At 37.5% G+C, this 21,155-nt stretch carries 21 protein-coding genes; 16 read left to right on the top strand and 5 right to left on the bottom strand.

Going from position 1 to position 21,155, the window contains the following annotated elements; all coding sequences use genetic code 11:
* Positions 1-27 precede the first annotated feature (27 nt).
* Positions 28-417, bottom strand: coding sequence for a DUF1634 domain-containing protein (locus ACPDHL_RS05900; RefSeq protein WP_430531870.1), 390 nt, complete (start codon positions 415-417; stop codon positions 28-30).
* 11 nt (positions 418-428) lie between these two features.
* A complete protein-coding gene (locus ACPDHL_RS05895) occupies positions 429-1,271 on the bottom strand; it encodes a sulfite exporter TauE/SafE family protein (RefSeq protein WP_430531869.1) in 843 nt (280 codons plus the stop codon).
* 157 nt (positions 1,272-1,428) lie between these two features.
* Between ACPDHL_RS05895 and ACPDHL_RS05890 the strand changes: the two genes are divergently transcribed.
* Positions 1,429-2,502 (top strand): chorismate mutase, encoded by a 1,074-nt coding sequence (locus ACPDHL_RS05890; protein WP_430531868.1) that lies wholly within the window; start codon positions 1,429-1,431, stop codon positions 2,500-2,502.
* A gap of 91 nt (positions 2,503-2,593) precedes the next feature.
* Entirely contained in the window at positions 2,594-3,559 is a 966-nt protein-coding gene (gene rsgA, locus ACPDHL_RS05885; RefSeq protein ID WP_430531867.1) for a ribosome small subunit-dependent GTPase A, read from the top strand.
* Positions 3,560-3,696: 137 nt separating this feature from the next.
* On the opposite strand, the gene ACPDHL_RS05880 is transcribed toward rsgA, so the two are convergent.
* Complete coding sequence (locus tag ACPDHL_RS05880; protein ID WP_430531866.1) at positions 3,697-4,590, bottom strand: hypothetical protein; 894 nt, start codon at positions 4,588-4,590, stop codon at positions 3,697-3,699.
* A 647-nt stretch (positions 4,591-5,237) separates the two neighbouring features.
* Between ACPDHL_RS05880 and ACPDHL_RS05875 the strand changes: the two genes are divergently transcribed.
* The 8 genes from ACPDHL_RS05875 to ACPDHL_RS05840 all read left to right on the top strand — a co-directional run bounded on the left by ACPDHL_RS05875 (position 5,238) and on the right by ACPDHL_RS05840 (position 13,274).
* Positions 5,238-7,226, top strand: a complete 1,989-nt coding sequence (locus tag ACPDHL_RS05875; protein ID WP_430531865.1) for a DUF3857 domain-containing protein — start codon at positions 5,238-5,240, stop codon at positions 7,224-7,226.
* Positions 7,227-7,238: 12 nt separating this feature from the next.
* Positions 7,239-7,691, top strand: a complete 453-nt coding sequence (gene dtd / locus ACPDHL_RS05870) for a D-aminoacyl-tRNA deacylase (protein ID WP_430531864.1) — start codon at positions 7,239-7,241, stop codon at positions 7,689-7,691.
* Entirely contained in the window at positions 7,691-7,894 is a 204-nt protein-coding gene (locus tag ACPDHL_RS05865; RefSeq protein WP_430531863.1) for a hypothetical protein, read from the top strand. Before dtd ends, ACPDHL_RS05865 begins: the two co-directional genes overlap by 1 nt.
* A 76-nt stretch (positions 7,895-7,970) precedes the next feature.
* The gene (locus ACPDHL_RS05860; protein WP_430531862.1) at positions 7,971-8,297 is read left to right on the top strand and encodes a nucleotide pyrophosphohydrolase; all 327 of its coding nucleotides are present in this window, start codon (positions 7,971-7,973) and stop codon (positions 8,295-8,297) included.
* A gap of 13 nt (positions 8,298-8,310) precedes the next feature.
* A complete protein-coding gene (locus ACPDHL_RS05855; RefSeq protein WP_430531861.1) occupies positions 8,311-9,558 on the top strand; it encodes a 3-phosphoshikimate 1-carboxyvinyltransferase in 1,248 nt (415 codons plus the stop codon).
* 112 nt (positions 9,559-9,670) lie between these two features.
* Entirely contained in the window at positions 9,671-10,720 is a 1,050-nt protein-coding gene (gene queA / locus ACPDHL_RS05850) for a tRNA preQ1(34) S-adenosylmethionine ribosyltransferase-isomerase QueA (RefSeq protein WP_430531860.1), read from the top strand.
* 127 nt (positions 10,721-10,847) lie between these two features.
* On the top strand, positions 10,848-12,128 hold the full coding sequence (gene kynU / locus ACPDHL_RS05845) for a kynureninase (RefSeq protein WP_430531859.1): 1,281 nt from the start codon (positions 10,848-10,850) through the stop codon (positions 12,126-12,128).
* A 63-nt stretch (positions 12,129-12,191) separates the two neighbouring features.
* Complete coding sequence (locus tag ACPDHL_RS05840) at positions 12,192-13,274, top strand: agmatinase family protein (RefSeq protein WP_430531858.1); 1,083 nt, start codon at positions 12,192-12,194, stop codon at positions 13,272-13,274.
* Between the two features lie 24 nt (positions 13,275-13,298).
* Here the strand turns inward: ACPDHL_RS05840 and ACPDHL_RS05835 are convergent, their stop codons facing one another.
* Positions 13,299-13,460, bottom strand: a complete 162-nt coding sequence (locus tag ACPDHL_RS05835; RefSeq protein WP_430531857.1) for a hypothetical protein — start codon at positions 13,458-13,460, stop codon at positions 13,299-13,301.
* A 108-nt stretch (positions 13,461-13,568) separates the two neighbouring features.
* Here ACPDHL_RS05835 and ACPDHL_RS05830 point away from each other — a divergent pair, with 108 nt between their 5' ends.
* On the top strand, positions 13,569-14,915 hold the full coding sequence (locus tag ACPDHL_RS05830; protein WP_430531856.1) for an FAD-dependent oxidoreductase: 1,347 nt from the start codon (positions 13,569-13,571) through the stop codon (positions 14,913-14,915).
* A 4-nt stretch (positions 14,916-14,919) separates the two neighbouring features.
* Here the strand turns inward: ACPDHL_RS05830 and ACPDHL_RS05825 are convergent, their stop codons facing one another.
* Positions 14,920-16,482: a helicase HerA-like domain-containing protein gene (locus tag ACPDHL_RS05825; protein WP_430531855.1), complete on the bottom strand. Its 1,563-nt coding sequence runs from the start codon at positions 16,480-16,482 to the stop codon at positions 14,920-14,922.
* Between the two features lie 336 nt (positions 16,483-16,818).
* Between ACPDHL_RS05825 and ACPDHL_RS05820 the strand changes: the two genes are divergently transcribed.
* The 5 genes from ACPDHL_RS05820 (at position 16,819) to ACPDHL_RS05800 (ending at position 21,121) form a co-directional block, all read left to right on the top strand.
* Entirely contained in the window at positions 16,819-17,655 is an 837-nt protein-coding gene (locus ACPDHL_RS05820) for a MotA/TolQ/ExbB proton channel family protein (protein WP_430531854.1), read from the top strand.
* Between the two features lie 59 nt (positions 17,656-17,714).
* Positions 17,715-18,344, top strand: a complete 630-nt coding sequence (locus ACPDHL_RS05815; RefSeq protein ID WP_430531853.1) for a biopolymer transporter ExbD — start codon at positions 17,715-17,717, stop codon at positions 18,342-18,344.
* 22 nt (positions 18,345-18,366) lie between these two features.
* Positions 18,367-18,912: an ExbD/TolR family protein gene (locus tag ACPDHL_RS05810; protein ID WP_430531852.1), complete on the top strand. Its 546-nt coding sequence runs from the start codon at positions 18,367-18,369 to the stop codon at positions 18,910-18,912.
* Positions 18,913-18,938: 26 nt separating this feature from the next.
* Positions 18,939-19,793, top strand: coding sequence for an energy transducer TonB (locus tag ACPDHL_RS05805; protein WP_430531851.1), 855 nt, complete (start codon positions 18,939-18,941; stop codon positions 19,791-19,793).
* A 374-nt stretch (positions 19,794-20,167) separates the two neighbouring features.
* Positions 20,168-21,121, top strand: a complete 954-nt coding sequence (locus ACPDHL_RS05800) for a PstS family phosphate ABC transporter substrate-binding protein (protein ID WP_430531850.1) — start codon at positions 20,168-20,170, stop codon at positions 21,119-21,121.
* Positions 21,122-21,155: the final 34 nt, after the last annotated feature.

Raw genomic sequence — 21,155 nt, 5'->3', positions numbered from 1 at the left:
TGGTTAGTAAAAACAAATGTAGGTAAATTAATGAGAAAAACCGAAAGAGACACTAAGAATGATCACCGCAATAACGATTAAGGTAATCACTACATAAAGGCTGTCTTTTTCTAACATAAAAGAAAATAAAGACAAGACAAGGCGAAGGGCAGGCGTTAGAAATAAAAGTAAAATACCAAGAAAAATAATGGATTCTCCATTCCAATTCTTTACGCCATCCAAGATGTTTTGAAAGACCACAAATAGGTTTTGATCGTTCTCTACAAAAGTGGAGAAGGAAACCGTTTGTTGGGAATCTTTCACTAGGAGGATAATGCCGCCAATAAGCGTTACAGTTAAAGCACTTAAAACGCCATAACGCAACACATTTCCGATAGTATTTTGCAATTGGTTATCTGTAAATTTTGAGGTACTCATGGTGTTTTTTTTTAGATTTTTCCTGTAATTCCGTTGTAAATCATGTTAAGTGCAATAATGAAAATCAAGACAGCAAAAAACAATTTGAGTTTTTTAGTGTTGGCTTTCATTAAAACTTTTGCACCTACCATAGAACCAATGAGCACGCCAATAATAACAGGCATGCAGATAGAGGGTTCAATATAGCCTTTTTGAATGTAGATGACCGAACTGGCGATGGCAGTAACGCCCATCATGAAGTTACTCGTTGTCGTAGATACTTTAAAGGGAACTTTCATGATGGTATCCATGGCAATTACTTTAAAAGCACCAGATCCAATTCCCAATAATCCCGACATCATTCCCGCTACGCCCATCATGCTAAACCCACCGAGAATATTGGTCATGCTGTAATGCACTTTTTCACCACTAGCCGTCGGATAGTTACCCGCAAGTTTTAGTTTTTTGGCTAAAAAACTTCCTTGATCAGGTGTAACGAGGTGGTCTTCTTTTTTTCGAATAGAATTCAAAGAAGAGAAAATAAGGGTTGCCCCGAAGATGATAGCCAATAAGGAAGTAGGTGCATTGGTTGAGAGAAGTGCACCCACTACTGCCCCAATGGTAGTAGCAATTTCAAGAAACATACCCAATCGCATGTTGGTAATTCCCTCTCGTACATAGGCGGATGCAGACCCAGAAGAGGTCGCAATTACAGCAACTAAAGCTGTTCCAATGGCATAGTGCATGTCAACACCTAAGAATACAGAGAGTAAAGGGATTATAATAATTCCGCCTCCAAGTCCTGATAATGAGCCGATAAAACCAGCTGCAAAGGCACCTAGAAACATAATTAAGATAAAAGTTAGTAATGACATGTAGGTTGATTTTTTGATGAAAAGTAAATGTATTAATTATTATAAAAAACAAAGAACAAAAAGTGACTTATCTGTTTTTTGAGGTTGTAACAAGTGGGATTAATTCCTTTTTTATGAAATATAACTCGTAAATTTGTAAGAAATGAAATTGTAAGAAATGAGTAAAGATTGGTTAGCTGTTTTTCAAGGTCAAGCACCTGCAATAATTGCAGGTCCATGTAGTGCTGAAACACCAGAACAATTGTTGCAAATTGCTCACTCTTTACCAGAAGAGGTAAAAGTATTTCGAGCAGGTATTTGGAAACCTAGAACAAAACCAGGTGGATTTGAAGGAGTTGGTGCGATTGGTTTGGATTGGATGAAACAGGTAAAGGATGAAACTGGATTGCTACTGGCAACAGAAGTAGCTACAGCAGAACATGTTGATTTATGTCTAGCCCATGATGTGGACATCTTGTGGATTGGTGCTCGTACGGCAGTAAATCCATTTTCAGTTCAAGAAATTGCAGATGCTTTGAGGGGGACGGATAAAATCGTGATGCTTAAAAATCCAATTAATCCGGATCTATCCCTGTGGATGGGCGGATTAGAACGACTCGAAAAAGCCAATATCAGCAAGTTAGGGTTAATTCACCGCGGATTTAGTACGTACGAAAAGACAAAATACCGCAACATACCCGAATGGCAAATACCGTTAGATATCAAATCAGAATTACCACATATTCCTATTTTTTGTGATCCGTCCCACATTACAGGACGCAGAGATCGAATTTTGTCCGTCTCTCAATTGGCCTTAGATCTCAATTTTGATGGATTGATGATCGAAACACATGCTAATCCAGAAAAAGCATGGAGCGATGCAGCTCAACAAGTGACACCTGAACAATTGAAAACCATTATTCACACGCTGAAGTTGCGCAATATAACTGACGATACGGAAGATTATATGCAGAAGTTACAAACCTATCGCATCCAAATTGACGATATGGACAGTAAAATACTGGATTTGCTAAAAAAGAGAATGATGATTTCCGATGAGATTGGCTCACTTAAACGCGAAAAAAATGTTGCTGTTTTTCAACAGGAAAGATGGAATAGTATCGTAGAGAAAATGATGAAAGAAGGAGAACATCTTGGTTTTACAGATGAATTTATCCGTACAATTTATACCGCTATCCACCAAGAAAGTATTTATCGACAGGATCAAGTCATCAATAGAAAAGAAGAGTAGAAACAAAAAGAAACAAAAAACACAAAAGAGACGAAGTGATTTTCTACTTGGTCTCTTTTTTTTGCAGGAATATTTAAAATATATTTGCCCTATGAAAGGAACAGTGTATAAATCAACGGGAAGCTGGTATGTTGTCAAAGGTGAAGATGGGCAGTTTTACAATTGCCGCATCAAGGGGAAGTTTCGCATTAAGGGAATTAAAAGCACAAATCCGCTGGCAGTAGGGGATCATGTCGTTTTTGAACTAGAAACAACCAATGACACAACAACAGGTGTGATTAATGAAATCGCTCCTCGTATGAATTATATTGTGCGTAAATCGGTCAACTTATCCAAACAAGTACATATTATCGCATCCAATATCGATACAATGTTTTTGATTGTGACAATTGACAACCCTGTAACAACAACGAGTTTTATTGATCGTTTTTTGGTGACGGCAGAAGCCTATGGAATTAAAACGGTGTTAGTTTTCAACAAAATTGATACGTATTCAGAAGAAGCTTTAGATGAACAGTTGTATTTACAATACATCTACAGCCAAATCGGATACGAGTGTTTGCGTGTTTCTGCTATAGAATCAAAGGGGTTAGAGGCAATTAAAGAGCGAATGATTGGAAAGGTATCCATGTTTTCAGGTCATTCAGGAGTAGGAAAATCAACATTGATCAACGCAATAGAACCAGGATTGCATTTAAAAACAGCGCAAATTTCAGAGCAACACAAACAAGGACAACACACCACAACGTTTGCCGAAATGTTTGACTTGACTTTCGATGCCGCTATTATCGATACGCCAGGAATCCGAGGATTTGGTGTGGTCGACATGGAACCTCAAGAGGTAGGCGATTATTTCCCAGAGTTCTTCGCATTAAAAGATCAATGTAAATTCAATAACTGCTTACACCGAGAAGAACCACATTGTGCAGTTAAGGATGCTCTTGACAGGGATGAACTCGCTTGGTCTCGCTATAAAACTTATATTCAGATTCTCGATGGAGAAGAAGAACATTATCGAACAGATATTTATAAAGATGGCAGAAACCAAGAGGAATAATCTTGTTTTTTTTGTTTTGCATGGTCTAACTAGACGCCAAGACCCACTAATTGATAAAAAGATAAAAGCGAATTTATTCGCTCAACATATAAGAGCTGCCCCCTGTGTACACAAGGGGCAGCTTTTTTTATTGAAATTTATAATCCTGAAGCATAATAGGTAAACCCAAAACGGTAAGTTGCCATTTCGAGTAACAGAATCTCTTTCACGGTTTGAGATAGTGTTGCATCTTGGAGTACAGCCGCTTCCATTTCCTTAGAGTAGGCTGTAAAAACAACTGCACTTTTAAGGGTATTAAACGTACGGGTATATAAATCATCAATTGCTCTAAAATCGGTCTGATCTTTTGGGTTTTTAAAAGAAAAGAGTTGTTGATAATAGGTGTCGCTTTCACCTGCAGCTGTATTTTTTATTTTCTCTAATAGCGCAACAGCCTCTTGCTTATCATAAATCGCTTGGATGCCTAATTTTTGGGCTTGACTGTATACTTTGTCGTATATTTTGTCATAAAAATCTCCCTGATTTTCCTTGAGTACTAGTTGTGAGCTAGTTGGGTCATTCAGTACTGCGTTGACTAAAACATAATGTGTATACCCTAAGTCATCCATAAAATTAGAGGTATTGACGGCTGATTTAATTTGCGTTACATCGGATAAAATGGATACACGATTAGGAGATGAAAGGGTTGCATTTGTGGTCGTTTTGGAGGAATTACCTGGTAATGCTGCCCCAACAGAAGCTGCAGCACCAATAAGTAAGGCTTCTGTCCAGTCACTTTTCTTGCCGTGTTTTACTGCATAAGCTGCCGCAGCTTTTGCATCGGCTGTCGCAACATCTTTTAACCAACCCCAAAAACCAAGAGTCGTTGGGGTGGCACGAAACTCTTGCTTTTGTTGATAGGTTTGGGAGATTGTGGCATAGATATCCGTTGGGGGAATCTGTTGCTTCTCTACCGACGGAGAAGATTGATCTGTGCTACAAGCAGTAGCGAAGATAACCATGCAGAAAAGCATGCTATATTTCTTTTTCATAATCATAAAGAGTTGTGCAAGATCGATGTGATCTTGCGGATTAATAAAAATGTTTTTTCGATCCTAACCTGCAAGAAAATCAAGTGTTTGATCGCTATCAAGACAACGTATTGTTCTTCTTTTGGGTACAGATTAGGTTATTGGCATAGCTATACTATGCAGGTAATGGGGGCGAATAGGTGGATAAGTGCCGGCAACTTCATCAAAAATGCATTACGTAAATAGTGCATACATCACAAATTCTAAAAGGTGAATTCAATTTCGTGATGACTTGAATTCACTTTGTTTTTTGAATAATAAGGTGATAGTTGTGTTTTTTGTGTTTTTTTTGAAGTTTTTACCATGTTTTTCTGTAGTGTTGGTTACTTTTTTGATAAAAGTGTACTATGAAGTTAAGGTGAAAAATCAGATCTTTTTGTTATAGAAAAGTTAAATCAAAGCTAGGTAAGGTGATTTTTTTTGTTTTTTAAACCGCGATAAAGAGGTAAAACTAGTTGTAAATAGCAGATGAAAAACGCTATTTCCAATTCACCTCCTTTCTTTATGGCTTAGTTTTACTAGATGATCCTAAATCATCGCTAAAATTAGAGGTCAAACTGCTATAGTTTTGTATTTTTGAGAAGGATAATAAAAATGTCAAATAGTAAATGAAAAAGCTTGTATTAATTACGCTGGGATTTTTTAGTTGCAGTAGTTTTGCTCAACATTTAGCAACTACAGCTGCTGACCAAGTAGAAAATGCACCAATCATTGAGGTAGATAATGAGGCGATGCAAAACAAGGCGGACGCTGTGGTATTGAATGAAGAGGGCCTAGTGGAATACGAGTTTTCAGAAGACAGTGGTTTTGCTATCCTCCAAAAAGTCAAGCGACTCATCCAGATTAATACCAATGAAGGAGTGAAACACGCCCATGTGTTTGTGCCTTTTTACTCTAATCGATATACTAAAGAAGTGGTCGAAATAGAGTCCTATAAGATTTACCGCACCAATCAAGGAAAAGAAGAGGTAATTGAGGTGAAATTCGCGACAAATCGAATGGTTGAAGACGGTTTTTATGTCAAGGAAATTATCGCGAATGACGTTCGCGTAGGCGATCGCATTGAATATAGCTATAGTAAAAAATTAGACAATATCGATGTAATCCCCACTTGGTATTTCCAGGATGATTTACCTAAGCTTCAAAGTAACTATACCGTTAGAATTCCAGATAACTTAACCTATTTGATTACGAAGACTGGAACATTGAATGTAAACGAAACTAAAGAAGTTACTGAAACAGCCCGTGATTTAACCCGATCCAATTGGGGAACATCCTATCGTTTTAAGGAAGCCGTTTTACGTTTTAATGCCAAGGATATTCCTGCCTTTCGACCTGAACCTTTTTCAGCCAATGCACAGCGAAATAGTAGTACAATTCGATTTGATTTAATCCAATTTCAATATCCAATGAACCCCTCTGTGGTGATTCCACATGAACCAGTAGCTGTGGCAAAAGAAATGTACAAGGATCGAAATTTTGGCGGCGAACTCAAACAGGAGAAATTCTGGAGTAAAACGCTTGAAAATATTGATTTAAACGGTTTACATGCACTAGAAAAAGCCGAAAAAGTGATTGCCTATGTTCAACAGCATATCAAATGGGATCAACAGTATGCCTATTGGACTGATAAAGGAGTAAAAAAGGCAATGAGTCAAGGAGAGGGAAATAGTGCAGATATTAATCTAGCCCTAGTTGGCGCATTGCGAGCAGCAGGCTTTTTAGCAGAACCGATTGTATTAAGCACACAATCTAATGGAGAAGCTCCAATTTTATTTGCGCGATTTGTCAATCATGTCATCGTGGGATTTCAAATAGAAGGCCAGTTTTATGTTGTGGACGGAACAAGTGATCATGCTGTTTTAAATGTATTGCCATTTGAAGATTTGAATGGATATGGTTGGATGATTACTGATCAATATGAGGTGACAAAAGTAGACCTAACTCCCAAACAACTTTCGTTTAAACAAGAAGACTTTCAACTGACTTTAGACGGTTTGGGAAATGCAACAGGAACGATGAAAAGTCGTCTAACGCGTTATGAAGCCTTAGCGTTTAAGTCCAACTATGGGGAGAGTGCAGTAAATAGAAGTCGCGGTGATATTGAAGCGCGTAGTTCCCAATTCTTTTTGAGTGAAGGTGAGATTACATCAACGCCAACAAAGGATATTGACCTACAGTTTCAGGTGAGAAAATTTAACTTTGCAACAGTAGATCCTCAAAATAAGACGTTGACCTTTAACCCAATGGATTTTTATCGCGATAAAGTCAATCCATTTGAGCATCCGATGCGTGAAACGGACATTCATTTTAACTATCCCTTTGTCGATATGTATAAGTTAGTAGTTCAACTACCTGAGGGATATCGATTGAAAAGCTATCCCAGTGATGAGGTGTTTACTAGTCCGAAAACGGGAGCGAGTATGATGTACGAAGTGAAAGTCTTAGAGGGCAATCAATTGCAAGTCGGATTGAGTTTACGCATACAAAAAACCGATATCGCTAAAGCAGATTACAAGGAACTCCGCCTGTTGTATCTTACGCTTCAACAGCGAATAAAAGAGAGTTCAGTCGTGTTAGAAAAAATAAACAAGTAGAAAAAAGATACAGTGAGAATAGTAATACAACGCGTAACAGAAGCCTCTGTTACAGTAGAGGGTGAAATTACGGGAAGCATCGGTAAGGGCTTACTCGTTTTAGTGGGAATAGAAGACATCGATACAAAACAAGATATTGAGTGGTTGTCGGGAAAATTGGTGAATTTGCGTATTTTTGAGGATGAACAAGGTGTGATGAATAAATCTGTTCTCGATATAAATGGAGCGGTGTTAGTTGTTAGTCAGTTTACCTTACATGCATCAACAAAGAAAGGAAATAGACCTTCATACATTCGCGCAGCCAAACCCGATTTTGCTATTCCAATGTATGAGCAGTTCATCGCCCAAGTAGAAGAAGATTTAAGTAAAAAAGTACAAACAGGACGATTCGGTGCAGACATGAAAGTAGCTTTACTCAATGATGGACCTGTAACGATCTGTATTGATTCTCAAAATAAAGAATAATGAAAAATATACTAATCAAATTTAGCCTGTTCACGGTTATCTACATTTTGTTTTCGTGGATCATTGCCAATGATTTTATTTGTGCCTTACAAGGTGATCCTTTATGTATGCAAAATGTAGCCATCCGCTATGTGATTTTCATCGTTTTGATGATTGTGTATGAGAAGTGGGTGAAAAATAGATTGTTTAAAAAAGGAAAGTAAAAGAAGATGTGTTCGGTTTGTTTGCTGGCTCTAGAGACCGAAGACAAACCACACAAAAAATAAAAAAAGTAAAAAAATGAAGATACAAGACGCACAGTTAGCAGTAGATACGTGGATCAAAGAACACGGTGTTCGCTATTTTAATGAGTTGACTAATATGGCTCAATTAACAGAAGAAGTTGGAGAAGTAGCGCGTATTATTGCTCGTCGTTATGGAGAACAATCGGAAAAAGAGAGCGATAAAAACAAAGATTTAGGAGAAGAGTTAGCCGATGTAGTTTTTGTGGTTTTGTGTTTAGCCAATCAAACTGGGGTAAATTTACAGGAGGCATTTGACAAAAAAATGGACCTGAAAACCAAACGCGATCACGATCGCCATCACAACAACGAAAAATTAAAATAAGCGGAACTACTAGATGCAGGTGTACCTTCAACAATCCTCGTTACAGACAGAATTAAACTCCGTACCAACGGTTGTTATTTCGGGAAGTAAGTCCGAAAGCAATCGGCTGTTGCTCTTGCAACAGCTATTTCCGCAATTAGCTGTTGATAATGTCTCGGATTCAGATGATGTGGTGGCAATGCAAGAAGGGTTAGTTGTTACAAAAGGGCGAGTAAATGTACATCATGCAGGGACGACGATGCGTTTTTTAACGGCCTATTTTGCTTTGTGTCAAAAGGAGTCGATCCAACTTGAAGGCAGTGAGCGCATGCACAATCGTCCTATTGGTATTTTGGTCGATGCCCTACGCGAATTGGGAGCGAAAATTACCTACCTCGAAAAAGAGGGCTATCCCCCTTTGGCTATTGACGGAATACAGGCAGATGGCGGAAGTATTCGTATTCCAGCAGCTATAAGCAGTCAGTATATTTCGGCTTTGCTTCTGGTGGGAACCGCCTTGAAAAAGGGAATCCAGCTTGAATTAATCGGAGCGATTACTTCTCGACCTTATATCGAGATGACCTTGTCTTTGATTGAGGAGTTAGGAGCGGAAACGACGTTTCACGGACAGCAAATAACTGTATGTCCTCCAAAAAAACTTAAAAAAACGCAATTCACAGTCGAGGCCGATTGGTCTTCCGCCTCCTATTACTATTCTATTGTAGCCTTGTCGGCTGTGGGAACATCCCTGCGGTTGGGGAAATTTAAACCCATTAGTCTACAAGGAGATGCACAATTGCCAACTATTTACACTCAATTGGGCGTAGCAACCGCTTTTGAAGCAGATGATTTTATTCGATTGACCAAAGTAGCAACGCCAACAGCTGCCTTTCAAGGTGATTTTACGGCTACACCTGATTTGGCACAAACTGTTGTGGTTACTTGCTTTGGTTTGGGAATTGCCTGTGATATTAAAGGATTGCATACGTTGAAGATTAAAGAAACGGACCGATTGGTTGCCCTTCAACAAGAGTTGAAAAAACTAGGAGGGAAGCTGTCTATTACGGATCATTCCCTAACCTTAGACGCGACGAAAGAAAAGCGTGAAGAAGATGTGGTACAAATAGCGACTTATCAAGATCATCGAATGGCCATGGCTTTTGCTCCTTTGATGTTACAAATGGATTTGATTATCCAAGAGGCAGAGGTGGTGACAAAGTCTTATCCTAGCTTTTGGAAAGACCTGCAAAAACTAGGGTTTTCAGTGCTCGAAACGCCTTGATAAATAAAAAAATAGTGCTAAATACTTGACAACGCCTATCTCAAGGTTGTATATTTGTAAAACTTGAAAAGAGCTAACCTCTTTTTATTGAACTAATTAAAATTGTTTTTCAATGAAGTTATCAAACTTTAATTTTGATTTGCCAGAAGAATTATTGGCAGAATTTCCAGCTGAGAATAGAGATGAGGCTCGTTTAATGGTTATCGACCGAAAAACGGGAACGATCGAACATAAGTTATTCAAAGATGTGGTGGATTATTTTGGAGAAGGTGATGTAATGGTTTTGAACAATACAAAAGTATTTCCTGCGCGTCTTTATGGAAATAAAGAAAAAACAGGAGCTAGAATTGAAGTTTTCTTATTGCGCGAATTGAATGAAGAACAACGTTTATGGGATGTTTTAGTAGATCCAGCACGTAAGATTCGAATTGGAAATAAATTGTACTTTGGAGAAGACGATTCATTAGTTGCCGAAGTAATTGATAATACAACCTCTAGAGGTAGAACCTTACGCTTCTTATACGATGGTTCATACGAAGAGTTCAGAGCAAAATTGCAAGAGCTTGGAGAAACGCCAATTCCAAAATACATCAACAGAGAAGTTGTTCCAGAAGATGCAGAACGCTATCAAACCATTTATGCAAAAGAAGAAGGAGCTGTTGCGGCTCCAACTGCGGGACTGCATTTCTCTAAACACTTGATGAAGCGTTTAGAAATCAATGGAATCAAATTTGCAGAAATTACACTACATATCGGATTAGGTACGTTTAATCCAGTTGAAGTAGAAGACTTGTCTAAACACAAGATGGATTCAGAAGAGTTTGTAGTATCACAAGAGGCTTGTGATATTGTCAATCATGCCAAAGAAGAAAAACACAGAGTATGTGCAGTGGGTACCACGTGTATGCGTGCATTAGAAAGCTCGGTTTCTTCCAGCCAAACTTTAAATCCATTTGTAGGATGGACGAATAAATTTATCTTCCCTCCTTATGATTTTAGTATTGCAGATTGTATGATTACAAACTTCCATATGCCAAAATCTACCTTATTAATGATGATCTCTGCTTTCTGTGGACATGACTTAATGATGAAAGCATACAAAGAAGCAGTAGAAGAAGGTTACAAATTCTATTCCTATGGTGATGCGATGTTGATTTTATAAAAATGAACAAAAAATAAGATATCATTAAAAAAATCCCTTGCTGTTCCAGTAAGGGATTTTTTATAACTAGAAAATAGTGTAAATGTTGATAAAAATTCTACTTTTACAAAAACCAAAATTATAAACCATGAAATTTGAGAATACGTTAGCTTTTGCTCAAAGTCTCGATGCTAAAGATACCTTGGCAAACTATAGAAGTGAATTTAATTTTCCAAAAGTAAACGGAAAACAAGTGATTTATTTTACGGGTAATTCACTAGGGCTTCAACCTAAAAGAGCGGTAGAGTATGTGAATGAAGTAATGACAGATTGGGCTGAGTTAGCGGTGGAAGGACATTTTTATGCAAATAAGCCTTGGTGGGACTACCACGAAAGATTTAGTGAGCCTTTGAGTAAAATCGTTGGGGCGAAAGCATCTGAAGTAACGGTAATGAATACATTAACTGTAAACCTGCACTTACTGATGGCTACGTTTTACAAACCTTCGGGAAAACGCGTAAAGATTTTATGTGAAGAAAAAGCATTTCCAAGTGATCAGTACTTGATTCAATCCCAGGTAAAATGGCATGGACTTGATCCTAAAGATGTCATTGTAGAAGTGAAGCGAAGACCAGGAGAACACAATTTTAGATTAGAAGATATCCTCGCAAAAATAGACGAGGTAGGCGATGCGCTTGCATTAGTTTTAATGGGAGGATTGAATTATTATACTGGACAAGTGCTGGATATGAAGACTATTACTGCAAAAGCACATCAACAAGGCGCTTATGTAGGGTGGGATTTGGCACATGCTGCGGGTAATATCAATTTAGAACTACACGATTGGGATGCCGATTTTGCCGCTTGGTGTAGTTATAAATACATGAATTCAGGACCAGGAAATGCATCGGGTTGTTTTATTCACGAGAAACACCATACCAACAAAGACTTAGTCCGCCTTGGTGGATGGTGGGGACACAACAAAGAAAGACGCTTTTTAATGGAACCTGTTTACGATCCGATTGAAAATGCACATGGATGGCAAATTAGTAATCTTCCTATCTTGTCTTTGGCTCCCTATTTAGCATCAGTAGAAATGTTTGCTGAAATTGGAATGCCGAAATTAATTGAAAAACGCAATTTGATTACGGCCTATTTGGAGTTTATTATCAATACAATTGGTGCGGAAGTAGGAGGTAATTTTGAAATTATTACACCAGTAGAACAAAGTGAACGCGCAAGTCAGTTGTCGATCTTGTTACATGGAGAGGGGAGAGCTATGTTTACTTATCTAATGGAAGAAGGCGTGATTGTCGATTGGAGAGAACCCAATGTGATCCGCTTAGCACCTGTGCCGTTGTATACGAGTTTTGAAGATATGTATCACTTCGGACAACTATTGAAAAAAGGGATCCTAAGCCAGAAATAATTTAGATAGTAGGACTGTGATTTAATTTATAAATTTGCAGCGAAAAATAACAGCTTAATACATATGTCAACAAAGCAACAAAAAATAGAGACTTTTGATCCGTCTCAACCAGGATTAGCAGATGCAACAATCTACGGTTTGCCTTTTACAGCAGAGGAAAGTGAAATTATTGTAGTTCCTGTGCCTTGGGAAGTAACGGTAAGTTACGGAGCGGGGGCATCAGAAGGACCAGCAGCAATTTTAGAAGCTTCTTATCAAGTGGATTTATTACATCAAAACTATCCTGAATTGTGGAAATTAGGAATCTATTTTGATGAAGCTCCAGCCCATTGGCAAGAGCAAAGTGCACAATATAAAACTTTGGCACAACCGATTATCGAAGCCTTGGAAAATGGAGAAAATCTGGAAGATCACCCTGCTTTGCAAGCAAGTTTAGATACGATCAATCAAGTTTGTGATACCTTACATAAAGAAGTAGAAGCAAAAGTTGCCAACTGGATGAGTCAAGGTAAACGCGTTGTTTTATTAGGTGGAGACCACAGTACACCACTAGGGTACTATAAAGCAGTAGCGAAACACCATGAATCATTTGGAATTTTACACTTTGATGCTCATATGGATTTAAGAGATGCTTACGAAGGATTCACCTATTCACATGCATCTATTATGTTCAATACCTTGAAATTGGCTCAAGTGGAAAAAATTGTTCAAGTAGGAATTCGCGATTTCTGTGAACAAGAAGTAGATGTAGTTAAAGCATCAGGTCGCGTTTTAGTGCACACTGATGCAGAGCTGAAAAAAGACGAATTTGAAGGCATGTGTTGGAAAGATAAATGTGACCAAATTATCGCTTCGTTGCCTCAAAAAGTAGTGATTAGCTTTGATATTGATGCTTTGTTGCCTTGGTACTGCCCCAATACAGGAACACCCGTTCCAGGTGGTTTGACCTTTGAACAAGCAACGTATTTAATTGGGCGACTTGCTGAAACCAGTAAAGAAATTATCGGAATGGATTTAGTTGAGGTTGCACCAGGAGAAGATGATTGGGACGGAAATGTCGGTGCACGACTTTTGTTCCACATGTGTGGAGCATTTGCTAAATCGCAAGGATTGACCGTTGGAAAGGAATTAACGTTTGAAAAATAAAAAAATAATCCCTTTTTCAAGGGATTATTTTTTTTGACCTTCTTTCAAAACAATATTAAGTAAGGTTAAAAGAATTGCCAGTGTTAGTAAACTATACACAAGCAATCCATCAAAATAAAAGATAAACTGACAGATATACCAGCAACCTGTCAGTAAAATAACGATGATCCAAATTAAGTTTTTCATTATTGTTAAGCGTGTGGTTTAAAGTTAGCTGTTTATCAAGAGAGCTAAAAACACTATTCAAATATTAATAAGGTAATTATATTAAATATTCAAATATTTAAGAGGAGTATGGGGAAAAGTATTGCAATTGTAGGAAGTGGTTTAGTGGGGACGGTGTTGGCCATTGCATTAAAACAACAGGGGCATAATGTTTTTGTATATGAAAAAGGAGATGATATTCGCACGATTGATTTTTCTGGGCGTTCTATTAATTTAGCGCTTTCAGAACGCGGTTGGAAAATGTTGAATCGCGTAGGACTAGAAGAAAAGATTCGTCAATTTGGAATTCCAATGTATCAACGTGCCATTCACCATATAGCGAAAGAGGAGAAACAACCCTATGGGATTCATGGAGAAGCAATTTGGGCAGTATCTCGTGGTGGACTAAATAAAAAATTGGTCGAGTGGGCAGAAGAATTAGGCGTACAGTTTGTTTTTAATACGCCAATTTGGAGTGTAGATACGAAGAAAGGCGTGTTGTATACCAGTGAACAAGAGTATCAGGAATGGAAAGCGCTTGCACATGATGTGATTTTTGGTGCAGATGGTGCTTATTCTAAGGTTAGAAGTAGCCTGCAACGACGCAGTAGATTTGAATATCAACAATCCTATTTACCTATAGCATATAAAGAACTCGTTATTCCTGCCAAAAAAGAAGGTGGTTTTGCATTAAACGAAAACTCATTTCACATTTGGCCTCGAAAAGACTTTATGCTCATTGCCTTACCCAATATGGATGGATCGTTTACATGTACACTATTTATGCCTTATATTGGCGAAGTGTCTTTTGACTCCATTCAGTCTGAAGAAGCAGTTATTGCATTTTTTCAAACCCATTTTCCCGATGCCTTGCAATTAATGCCTGATTTAGTTGCGCTATACACAACCAATCCTGTGAATTCCCTGGTGACAACTACTTGTTTTCCTTGGGTACACAAAGATAAAGTTGCTTTAATTGGCGATGCAGCTCATGCAGTTGTTCCCTTTTATGGGCAAGGATTAAATGCTGGCTTAGAAGACGTCTATGTGTTGTTGGATTGCTTGGCCGATGATCCAGGAGATTGGGAGCAAGCTTTAGATACCTATCAACATGCGCGTAAAGTCAATGCAGATGCCATTGCAGAGCTCTCCTATCGCAATTTTAGAGAAATGAGTGAGCAGACGGCGAATCCCATGTTTTTGTTGCGAAAAAAGATAGAAAGTTCATTTGCTAAGAAATACCCTGATCTTTGGTTGCCCTTATACGATCGCGTAACCTTTAGTGAAGGAAGCTATCAAGAAGCTTTAGCTATTGGAGATCAACAAGCCGAAATTATGGATGTGATTATGGCTACAGCAGAGATTGAAAACCAATGGGATAGCCTGGAAATAGAAGAGAGAATAAAACAATTAATAAAGGAAAATAGAGGATTTTAATCCTCTATTTTCGTTTTTTTGCCGATGATGTCTTTGTCGTTTTTGTCGATCGGGATGAACTATTCGATCCATTCATTACTTTACTCAGTAAGCTGAAAGCCCCTTTGATAAAGGTTGCACTGGTTACAACTTTCAAGATGCTTTTGGCAAGGGTATTGTCTTCTTTTTTTGTTTTGGTTGTCGTCGCAGTTGTAGGTGAGTCTTTTTGCTCATTTGTAGGAACCGCGCGTTTTTCTAACTTTTCAAATGCACTTTCTCGATCGATCGTCTCATTGTATTTTTTGACTAATTTCGATTGAGAGAGGATGTCTTTAATTTCCTCTTCGGACAACACATCCATGCGACTCATGGGGGCACGTAAGGTACAAACCACTAAAGGAGTGGGAATTCCCTTCTCGTTTAATGCCGTAACCAACGCCTCACCCGTTCCCAATTGGGTGATGATTTCATTGGTAGTGTAATAGGTCGTGGATGGAAAATTCTCAGAAGCGGCTTTTATGGCTTTTCTGTCTTTTTCAGTAAAGGCACGCAGGGCGTGTTGAACTTTTAACCCCAATTGAGCCAAAACCCCATTGGGAATATCTGTTGGGTTTTGCGTTATAAAATAAATTCCAACCCCTTTAGAACGAATTAACTTTACGATAGTTTCAATTTGATTTAATAACGCTTTGCTGGCTTCATTGAAAATGAGGTGAGCTTCATCAATGAAAATAACCAATTCGGGTTGACCACTATCTCCTTGTTCTGGAAGTTGATTGTACACCTGTGTTAAGAGATTCAACATAAAAGTAGAAAACAGTTTGGGCTTATCCTGAATATCTGTTAGGCGAACAATATTGACAAAACCTTTACCGTTTTCATCATAACGCATTAAATCGCGTACGTTAAAAGACGGTTCGCCAAAGAATAATTCAGCACCTTGCTGTTCTAGTTCAATGACTTTTCTCAATATTGCATTGGTTGAAGCGGGTGAAATTCGACCGTATTCATTTTCAATTTCCGATTTTCCCTCGTTGGTTAAGTACTGTAACAGCTTTTTAAAGTCTTTTAAATCGACGAGTTCCAATTGATGATCCGCAGCAAATTTGAACAATAAAGCGACAATTCCCCCTTGGGTATCGTTCAATTCGAGGATTCTACTGAGTAGTATTGGACCAAATTCAGCAATAGTTGCACGTAAACGAACGCCATTTTGATGAGAAATCGTCAATAATTCGACAGGAAAAGCACTAGGTTCAAAGGGCAAATTCATTTGGGCATGGCGATTGTTGATAAAGTCATTGGAAACGCCTGCTTTCGCTATACCGCTAAAATCTCCTTTTATATCCATCATTAACACGGGGATCCCTTTGTTTGATAGCTGTTCAGAGAGAACTTGAATGGTTTTTGTCTTTCCTGTTCCTGTGGCACCAGCAATTAAACCATGGCGGTTTAAGGTTTTGAGTGGTATGTTGACAAAGGTATCTGCTACAATTTTTTGATCCAAATTAGCACAGCCAATGGTAATAAAATCACTTTTAAGACTATAACCATTAATGATGTCAGTTTTGAAATTTTCTAGTCTCATTTTGCTTATTTTATATAATTAAAGAGGAATATAAATTAAATAGTCAAGTAAATATGTATAAATATTAAGATTATTAAATGTTAAATGTGGTCTGTGCGACGAAATAAAGATAGTAAAATTCATTTAGACTTATTATCTTTACCACTGCTTACTTTTTTTCTAATGTTAAGGTAAGTATAAAAATTTCTTGTGTTAAGTCAAGGTTAGCTTATTTTAAAAAAATGGATTTTAATTTTTTTATTTCATCTAAAAACATAAATTTGCGACACTGATGACTTTAAAAAGTGAAAAAAGTAATAAGTAATAATTGAAAAAAAAGAATTAAATTTTAAAAAGATGACAAACGTATCAAACGAATCAGTTGAAAAAGTAGGGTCAAGCTCAGGAGCAAGTAGAGTATTTGCATCATTAGCTGTAGTATTATGTATTGTTTTTGGTTACCTTATTTGGCAATTCGTAATGGGTAATCCAGCGAACTTTGAAAATGGTGATCCTGCTGGACATCCACTACCAGGTAACTTCATGGGGATGGTATATAAAGGAGGACCTGTTGTTGCTGTGTTAATTGGTTTATTAACTATGACAATTGTTTTCTCAATTGAGAGATTTTTAGTTATCTCTAAAGCTTCTGGAAAAGGAGATGTTGGAAAATTCGTAAAAGAAATCCAAGTTACGATTAACGAAGGTAGAATCGAAGAAGCTATGGAAGCATGTGATACTCAAAAAGGATCAGTAGCTAACGTTGTTAGAGCTGGTTTAGTAAAGTATCAACAAATGAAAAAAGAAGGATACAATAGCGAAGAAGCTACAGAAGCTATCCAAAAAGAAATCGAAGAAGCTACAACGCTTGAAATGCCAATGTTAGAGAAAAATATGATCGTATTGGCTACGTTAGTATCTATCGGTACATTATGTGGATTATTAGGTACAGTAACAGGGATGATTAAAGCGTTCTCTGCTTTAGCAACATCTGGTACTCCTGACTCTGCAGCATTAGCAACAGGTATTTCTGAGGCGTTAGTATGTACTGCAACAGGTATTGGTACTTCAACATTAGCGATTGTAATGTATAACTCATTTACTACAAAAATTGATAGATTAACTTATTCAATTGATGAGGCTGGATTTGCTATTACTCAAGCATACAGAAGATTCAAAGGATTAGTAAAATAATTTTAGAATAAGTATTAATATCTTATATTGAAAGATATAAGAACTTAAAAAATTTATCAATGGCTAAAGGTAAAATGAAAAAGAAGAGTATGAGCGTAGATATGACCGCAATGTGTGACGTGTCATTCTTACTCTTAACATTCTTCGTATTAACATCGACAGCAAAGCTTCCGGAGCCATTACCAGTAGATACACCCAATTCAACCGTTCAAACGAAATTACCTGAAAGTAACTTAGCAACTGTTACTATCGGGGGAGAACCAGGTGAAGAAAAGGTTTTCTTCGGAGTTTTAGGTAAAGAAGATCGTATTGCTACGCTTGAAAAAATGGGCGGTCGTTATCAGATAGAGTTTAGTGATAAAGAAAAAGAGGTATTTGCTTATACTGAAGGTATCGGAACTCCTATTAACGAATTGAAGAAGTTTTTAAATCTACCTGCAGACGTTAGAAACAAAGTTGGTGCAGATCAACCTGGTATTCCAACAGACTCGGTAAACAATCAATTAAAAGATTGGGTAGAGATGGCGCGTATTGTTGCAAAAGAAAGAAATAACAAAGTGTTAGACGTTGCGATTAAGGGAGATGCAGAAGCAAACTACCCAGCAGTGAAAAACGTTATTGATATCTTGCAAGAGCAACGTGTAAATAGATTCTTCTTAGTTACAGGACTTAGAAACGAAGATTTTTAATCATTAAAAAATTAAACTGTAAATGGCTGAATTAAATACAGGCGGCGGAGGCAATAAGGACAAAAAAGTAAGAAGTAAAAAACAAAATGCCGGAGTAGATTTAACTGCGATGGTGGATTTGGCCTTCTTATTGATTACGTTCTTCATGTTGACGACATCTATGAATAAGCCTCAATCTATGAATCTTGCGATGCCGGATAAGGATGCAGATACTGAAATTGAGGAAGAAAAAACTAAAGTAGATGAGAACCGTACAATGACTATACTAATTGGCGGGGATAATAAACTGAAATGGTATATGGGTATGGTAAACAGCCCATTGGAAGGACCTACAGATCAAACTTATGGTAAGACGGGAATTCGTCAAGTATTGTTAGAGAAAGACAAGGCCGCTTTAGCTTATTCACAAAAAGCAGACCAAGGGTTGATCGTGATCATCAGAGCAAGTGAAAAAGCTACATATCGCAACTTAGTTGATATTTTAGATGAGATGGCTATCTCAGGTATTAAATCATATGCATTAGTAGATATCACACCTGAAGATTTGGAAATATTAGGTGAGAAGTAGTTAACGTTCTGAGAAATTAAGAAATTATGTCAAAATTAAATATCTTTAAAAAGGATTGGGTTGATATTATCTTCGAGGGACGAAACAAGTCTTACGGAGCATATCAATTGCGATCTGAAAACCCAAAAGTAACAACTGTAGCATTGTTCTCAGGTATTGCTTTGTTCGGTTTGGCATTGGTTTCCCCAATGTTAATCGATATGGCAAAAGGAACTTTTGGAAACAATAAGGTGGATAAATTGGATAAAGTTATCGAAATGGAAAATATAAATTTACCAGATAACACACCACCACCCCCACCACCACCCCCAGAGGATGTACCACCACCTCCACCACCTCCACCAGCAGATGAGGTTAAATCAATAAACGATACCAAAAAGTTTACTGAACCTGAAATTGCTAAGAAAGAGGAAGTGAAAGAAGAAATCGCCAAACAAGAGGATTTCAAAGATGCTGAGGTTGGTAAAAAGGACATGAAAGGGGATAAGGATAAAGGGGAAATCAAGATTACTGAGAAAACAGGAGAAGCTGACAAAGGAACAGGTTCAGGTGGAGACGGAGATGGAAACGAAGTTTTCATTGCTGTACAAGTACCAGCTGAATTCCCTGGAGGTATCCAAGCGTTTAACAAGCAATTTGTTCAACGTTTTAGAACACCAGAAATTGATTCAGGTGTGAAGTCAATCCGTGTTATCGTTATGTTTATCGTTGAAAAAGACGGTTCATTAACCGATATCAAAGTAGTACGTGACCCAGGTTACGGAGCTGGAAAAGAAGCAGTACGTGTATTAGGTAATATGCCGAAGTGGAAACCAGCTGTACAAAATGGTAAAACAGTTCGATCTCAGTTTACATTACCAATTACAATTCAAGTTCAATAGTAATGTTTAACAATAAATTCAAACAAAAATCGCTTTTACAGCGATTTTTGTTCTTTTTTGGACTATTGTTTTTTCTACTCTATTTGTTTTGTGGTATCGCACTTATTGTGAGTAAGTCCTTGCCCTTTCAAATGGAAGATACCCACCGAATCTTATTTGGTGTCGTACTAATAGTCTATGGTTTTTTTAGATTCTACCGTTTGTGGAATACTAATATGGGAAAAGATTAATAAAAAGCTTCGAATCATTCGAAGCTTTTTTTATTGTTGGTTATTTATGTTAAAAAATGATTTTATTTTTTGCTTGTTGCAAAGAATATCTATCTTAGACGAAAGAAAATGAGCAAACTAGGTTTTGCTTTAAATTTGTTTTATATGATTCAAAGAAAAAGCGCTGCTAGAATTGGTATTTTAGCTAGTGTTTTAGCAACAAGTAGTTTGTTCTTTCAATGCAAGGATAAGCATACCCCAACGAATGAAGCTGGTAATGAACCAGTCACTCAAGAAGAAACCTTGCTCAGTGGTACGCTCACACTTGGAGTAGACGAGTCTGTGTTTCCCATTGTTGAAGATGTCGCTGTCCTATATGAAAATGAATACAAACGAGCGAAATTGAATTTACTCGCTAAATCAGAACGAGAAGTGATACACTTATTGTTATCTGATTCTATACGCGTTGCTGTATTACCTCGTATGATGAATGCAGATGAGTTAAAACATTATGAAGGAGTAGTTGCTCCTAAGCAGACCCACTTCGCCAGTGATGCAATGGTGTTTGTAACGAGTAAAAGCGCAACAGATTCGATTGTCGACTATCAAGCGCTTTTAAAACAGGTAGAACGCGGTAATTTAAAAGAGACAGAATCTTTCTTGGTCTTCGATAACTATAATTCTAGCGTTTCTTCTGCTTTTCGTCAGGCAACAGGATTTGATTCTTTTCCGAAGGATTATGCTTATTTTTTAAATACAACAGAAGAAGTTATTGATTATGTCACTAAAAATCCAAAAGCGATCGGCGTTATTGGATTGAATTGGTTGACACAACCCAATGCAGCCATTCAAAAGAATATTGACCAAGTAAAGGTATTGGCAGTCAAGAATCCAACAGATAACAAGTATTACAAACCGAGCCAGAATAATATTGCTGAGGGAACTTATCCATTAATTCGAAAATTGTACGTTTGGGATATGCAAGGAAAGAATGGTTTAGGTACAGGATTTGCTTCTTATATTGCTGGTTATAAAGGACAACGTGTGGTATTAAAATCGGGATTGTTCCCTTTTAATACGCCACCACGTGAAATAGTTGTAACCAAAGAAATTAAATAAAATAAACCCACATATACTTATAAAACAATAACGA

Source organism: Myroides sp. C15-4, from assembly GCF_050522745.1.
Classification (GTDB): domain Bacteria; phylum Bacteroidota; class Bacteroidia; order Flavobacteriales; family Flavobacteriaceae; genus Flavobacterium.
The sequence above is the reverse complement of the archived record's forward strand: the minus strand, read 5'-3'. Positions and strand labels throughout refer to the sequence as shown.

Coding starts and splice junctions, on each gene's coding strand:
- ACPDHL_RS05840 (WP_430531858.1), top strand. CDS start 12,192: ATGTCAACAAAGCAACAAAAAATAGAGACTTTTGATCCGTCTCAACCA.
- ACPDHL_RS05820 (WP_430531854.1), top strand. CDS start 16,819: ATGACAAACGTATCAAACGAATCAGTTGAAAAAGTAGGGTCAAGCTCA.
- ACPDHL_RS05810 (WP_430531852.1), top strand. CDS start 18,367: ATGGCTGAATTAAATACAGGCGGCGGAGGCAATAAGGACAAAAAAGTA.
- ACPDHL_RS05890 (WP_430531868.1), top strand. CDS start 1,429: ATGAGTAAAGATTGGTTAGCTGTTTTTCAAGGTCAAGCACCTGCAATA.
- ACPDHL_RS05895 (WP_430531869.1), bottom strand. CDS start 1,271: ATGTCATTACTAACTTTTATCTTAATTATGTTTCTAGGTGCCTTTGCA.
- ACPDHL_RS05865 (WP_430531863.1), top strand. CDS start 7,691: ATGAAAAATATACTAATCAAATTTAGCCTGTTCACGGTTATCTACATT.
- ACPDHL_RS05825 (WP_430531855.1), bottom strand. CDS start 16,482: ATGAGACTAGAAAATTTCAAAACTGACATCATTAATGGTTATAGTCTT.
- ACPDHL_RS05800 (WP_430531850.1), top strand. CDS start 20,168: ATGATTCAAAGAAAAAGCGCTGCTAGAATTGGTATTTTAGCTAGTGTT.
- ACPDHL_RS05860 (WP_430531862.1), top strand. CDS start 7,971: ATGAAGATACAAGACGCACAGTTAGCAGTAGATACGTGGATCAAAGAA.
- rsgA (WP_430531867.1), top strand. CDS start 2,594: ATGAAAGGAACAGTGTATAAATCAACGGGAAGCTGGTATGTTGTCAAA.
- ACPDHL_RS05835 (WP_430531857.1), bottom strand. CDS start 13,460: ATGAAAAACTTAATTTGGATCATCGTTATTTTACTGACAGGTTGCTGG.
- ACPDHL_RS05855 (WP_430531861.1), top strand. CDS start 8,311: ATGCAGGTGTACCTTCAACAATCCTCGTTACAGACAGAATTAAACTCC.
- kynU (WP_430531859.1), top strand. CDS start 10,848: ATGAAATTTGAGAATACGTTAGCTTTTGCTCAAAGTCTCGATGCTAAA.
- ACPDHL_RS05875 (WP_430531865.1), top strand. CDS start 5,238: ATGAAAAAGCTTGTATTAATTACGCTGGGATTTTTTAGTTGCAGTAGT.
- ACPDHL_RS05805 (WP_430531851.1), top strand. CDS start 18,939: ATGTCAAAATTAAATATCTTTAAAAAGGATTGGGTTGATATTATCTTC.
- ACPDHL_RS05815 (WP_430531853.1), top strand. CDS start 17,715: ATGGCTAAAGGTAAAATGAAAAAGAAGAGTATGAGCGTAGATATGACC.
- ACPDHL_RS05900 (WP_430531870.1), bottom strand. CDS start 417: ATGAGTACCTCAAAATTTACAGATAACCAATTGCAAAATACTATCGGA.
- ACPDHL_RS05880 (WP_430531866.1), bottom strand. CDS start 4,590: ATGAAAAAGAAATATAGCATGCTTTTCTGCATGGTTATCTTCGCTACT.
- queA (WP_430531860.1), top strand. CDS start 9,671: ATGAAGTTATCAAACTTTAATTTTGATTTGCCAGAAGAATTATTGGCA.
- ACPDHL_RS05830 (WP_430531856.1), top strand. CDS start 13,569: ATGGGGAAAAGTATTGCAATTGTAGGAAGTGGTTTAGTGGGGACGGTG.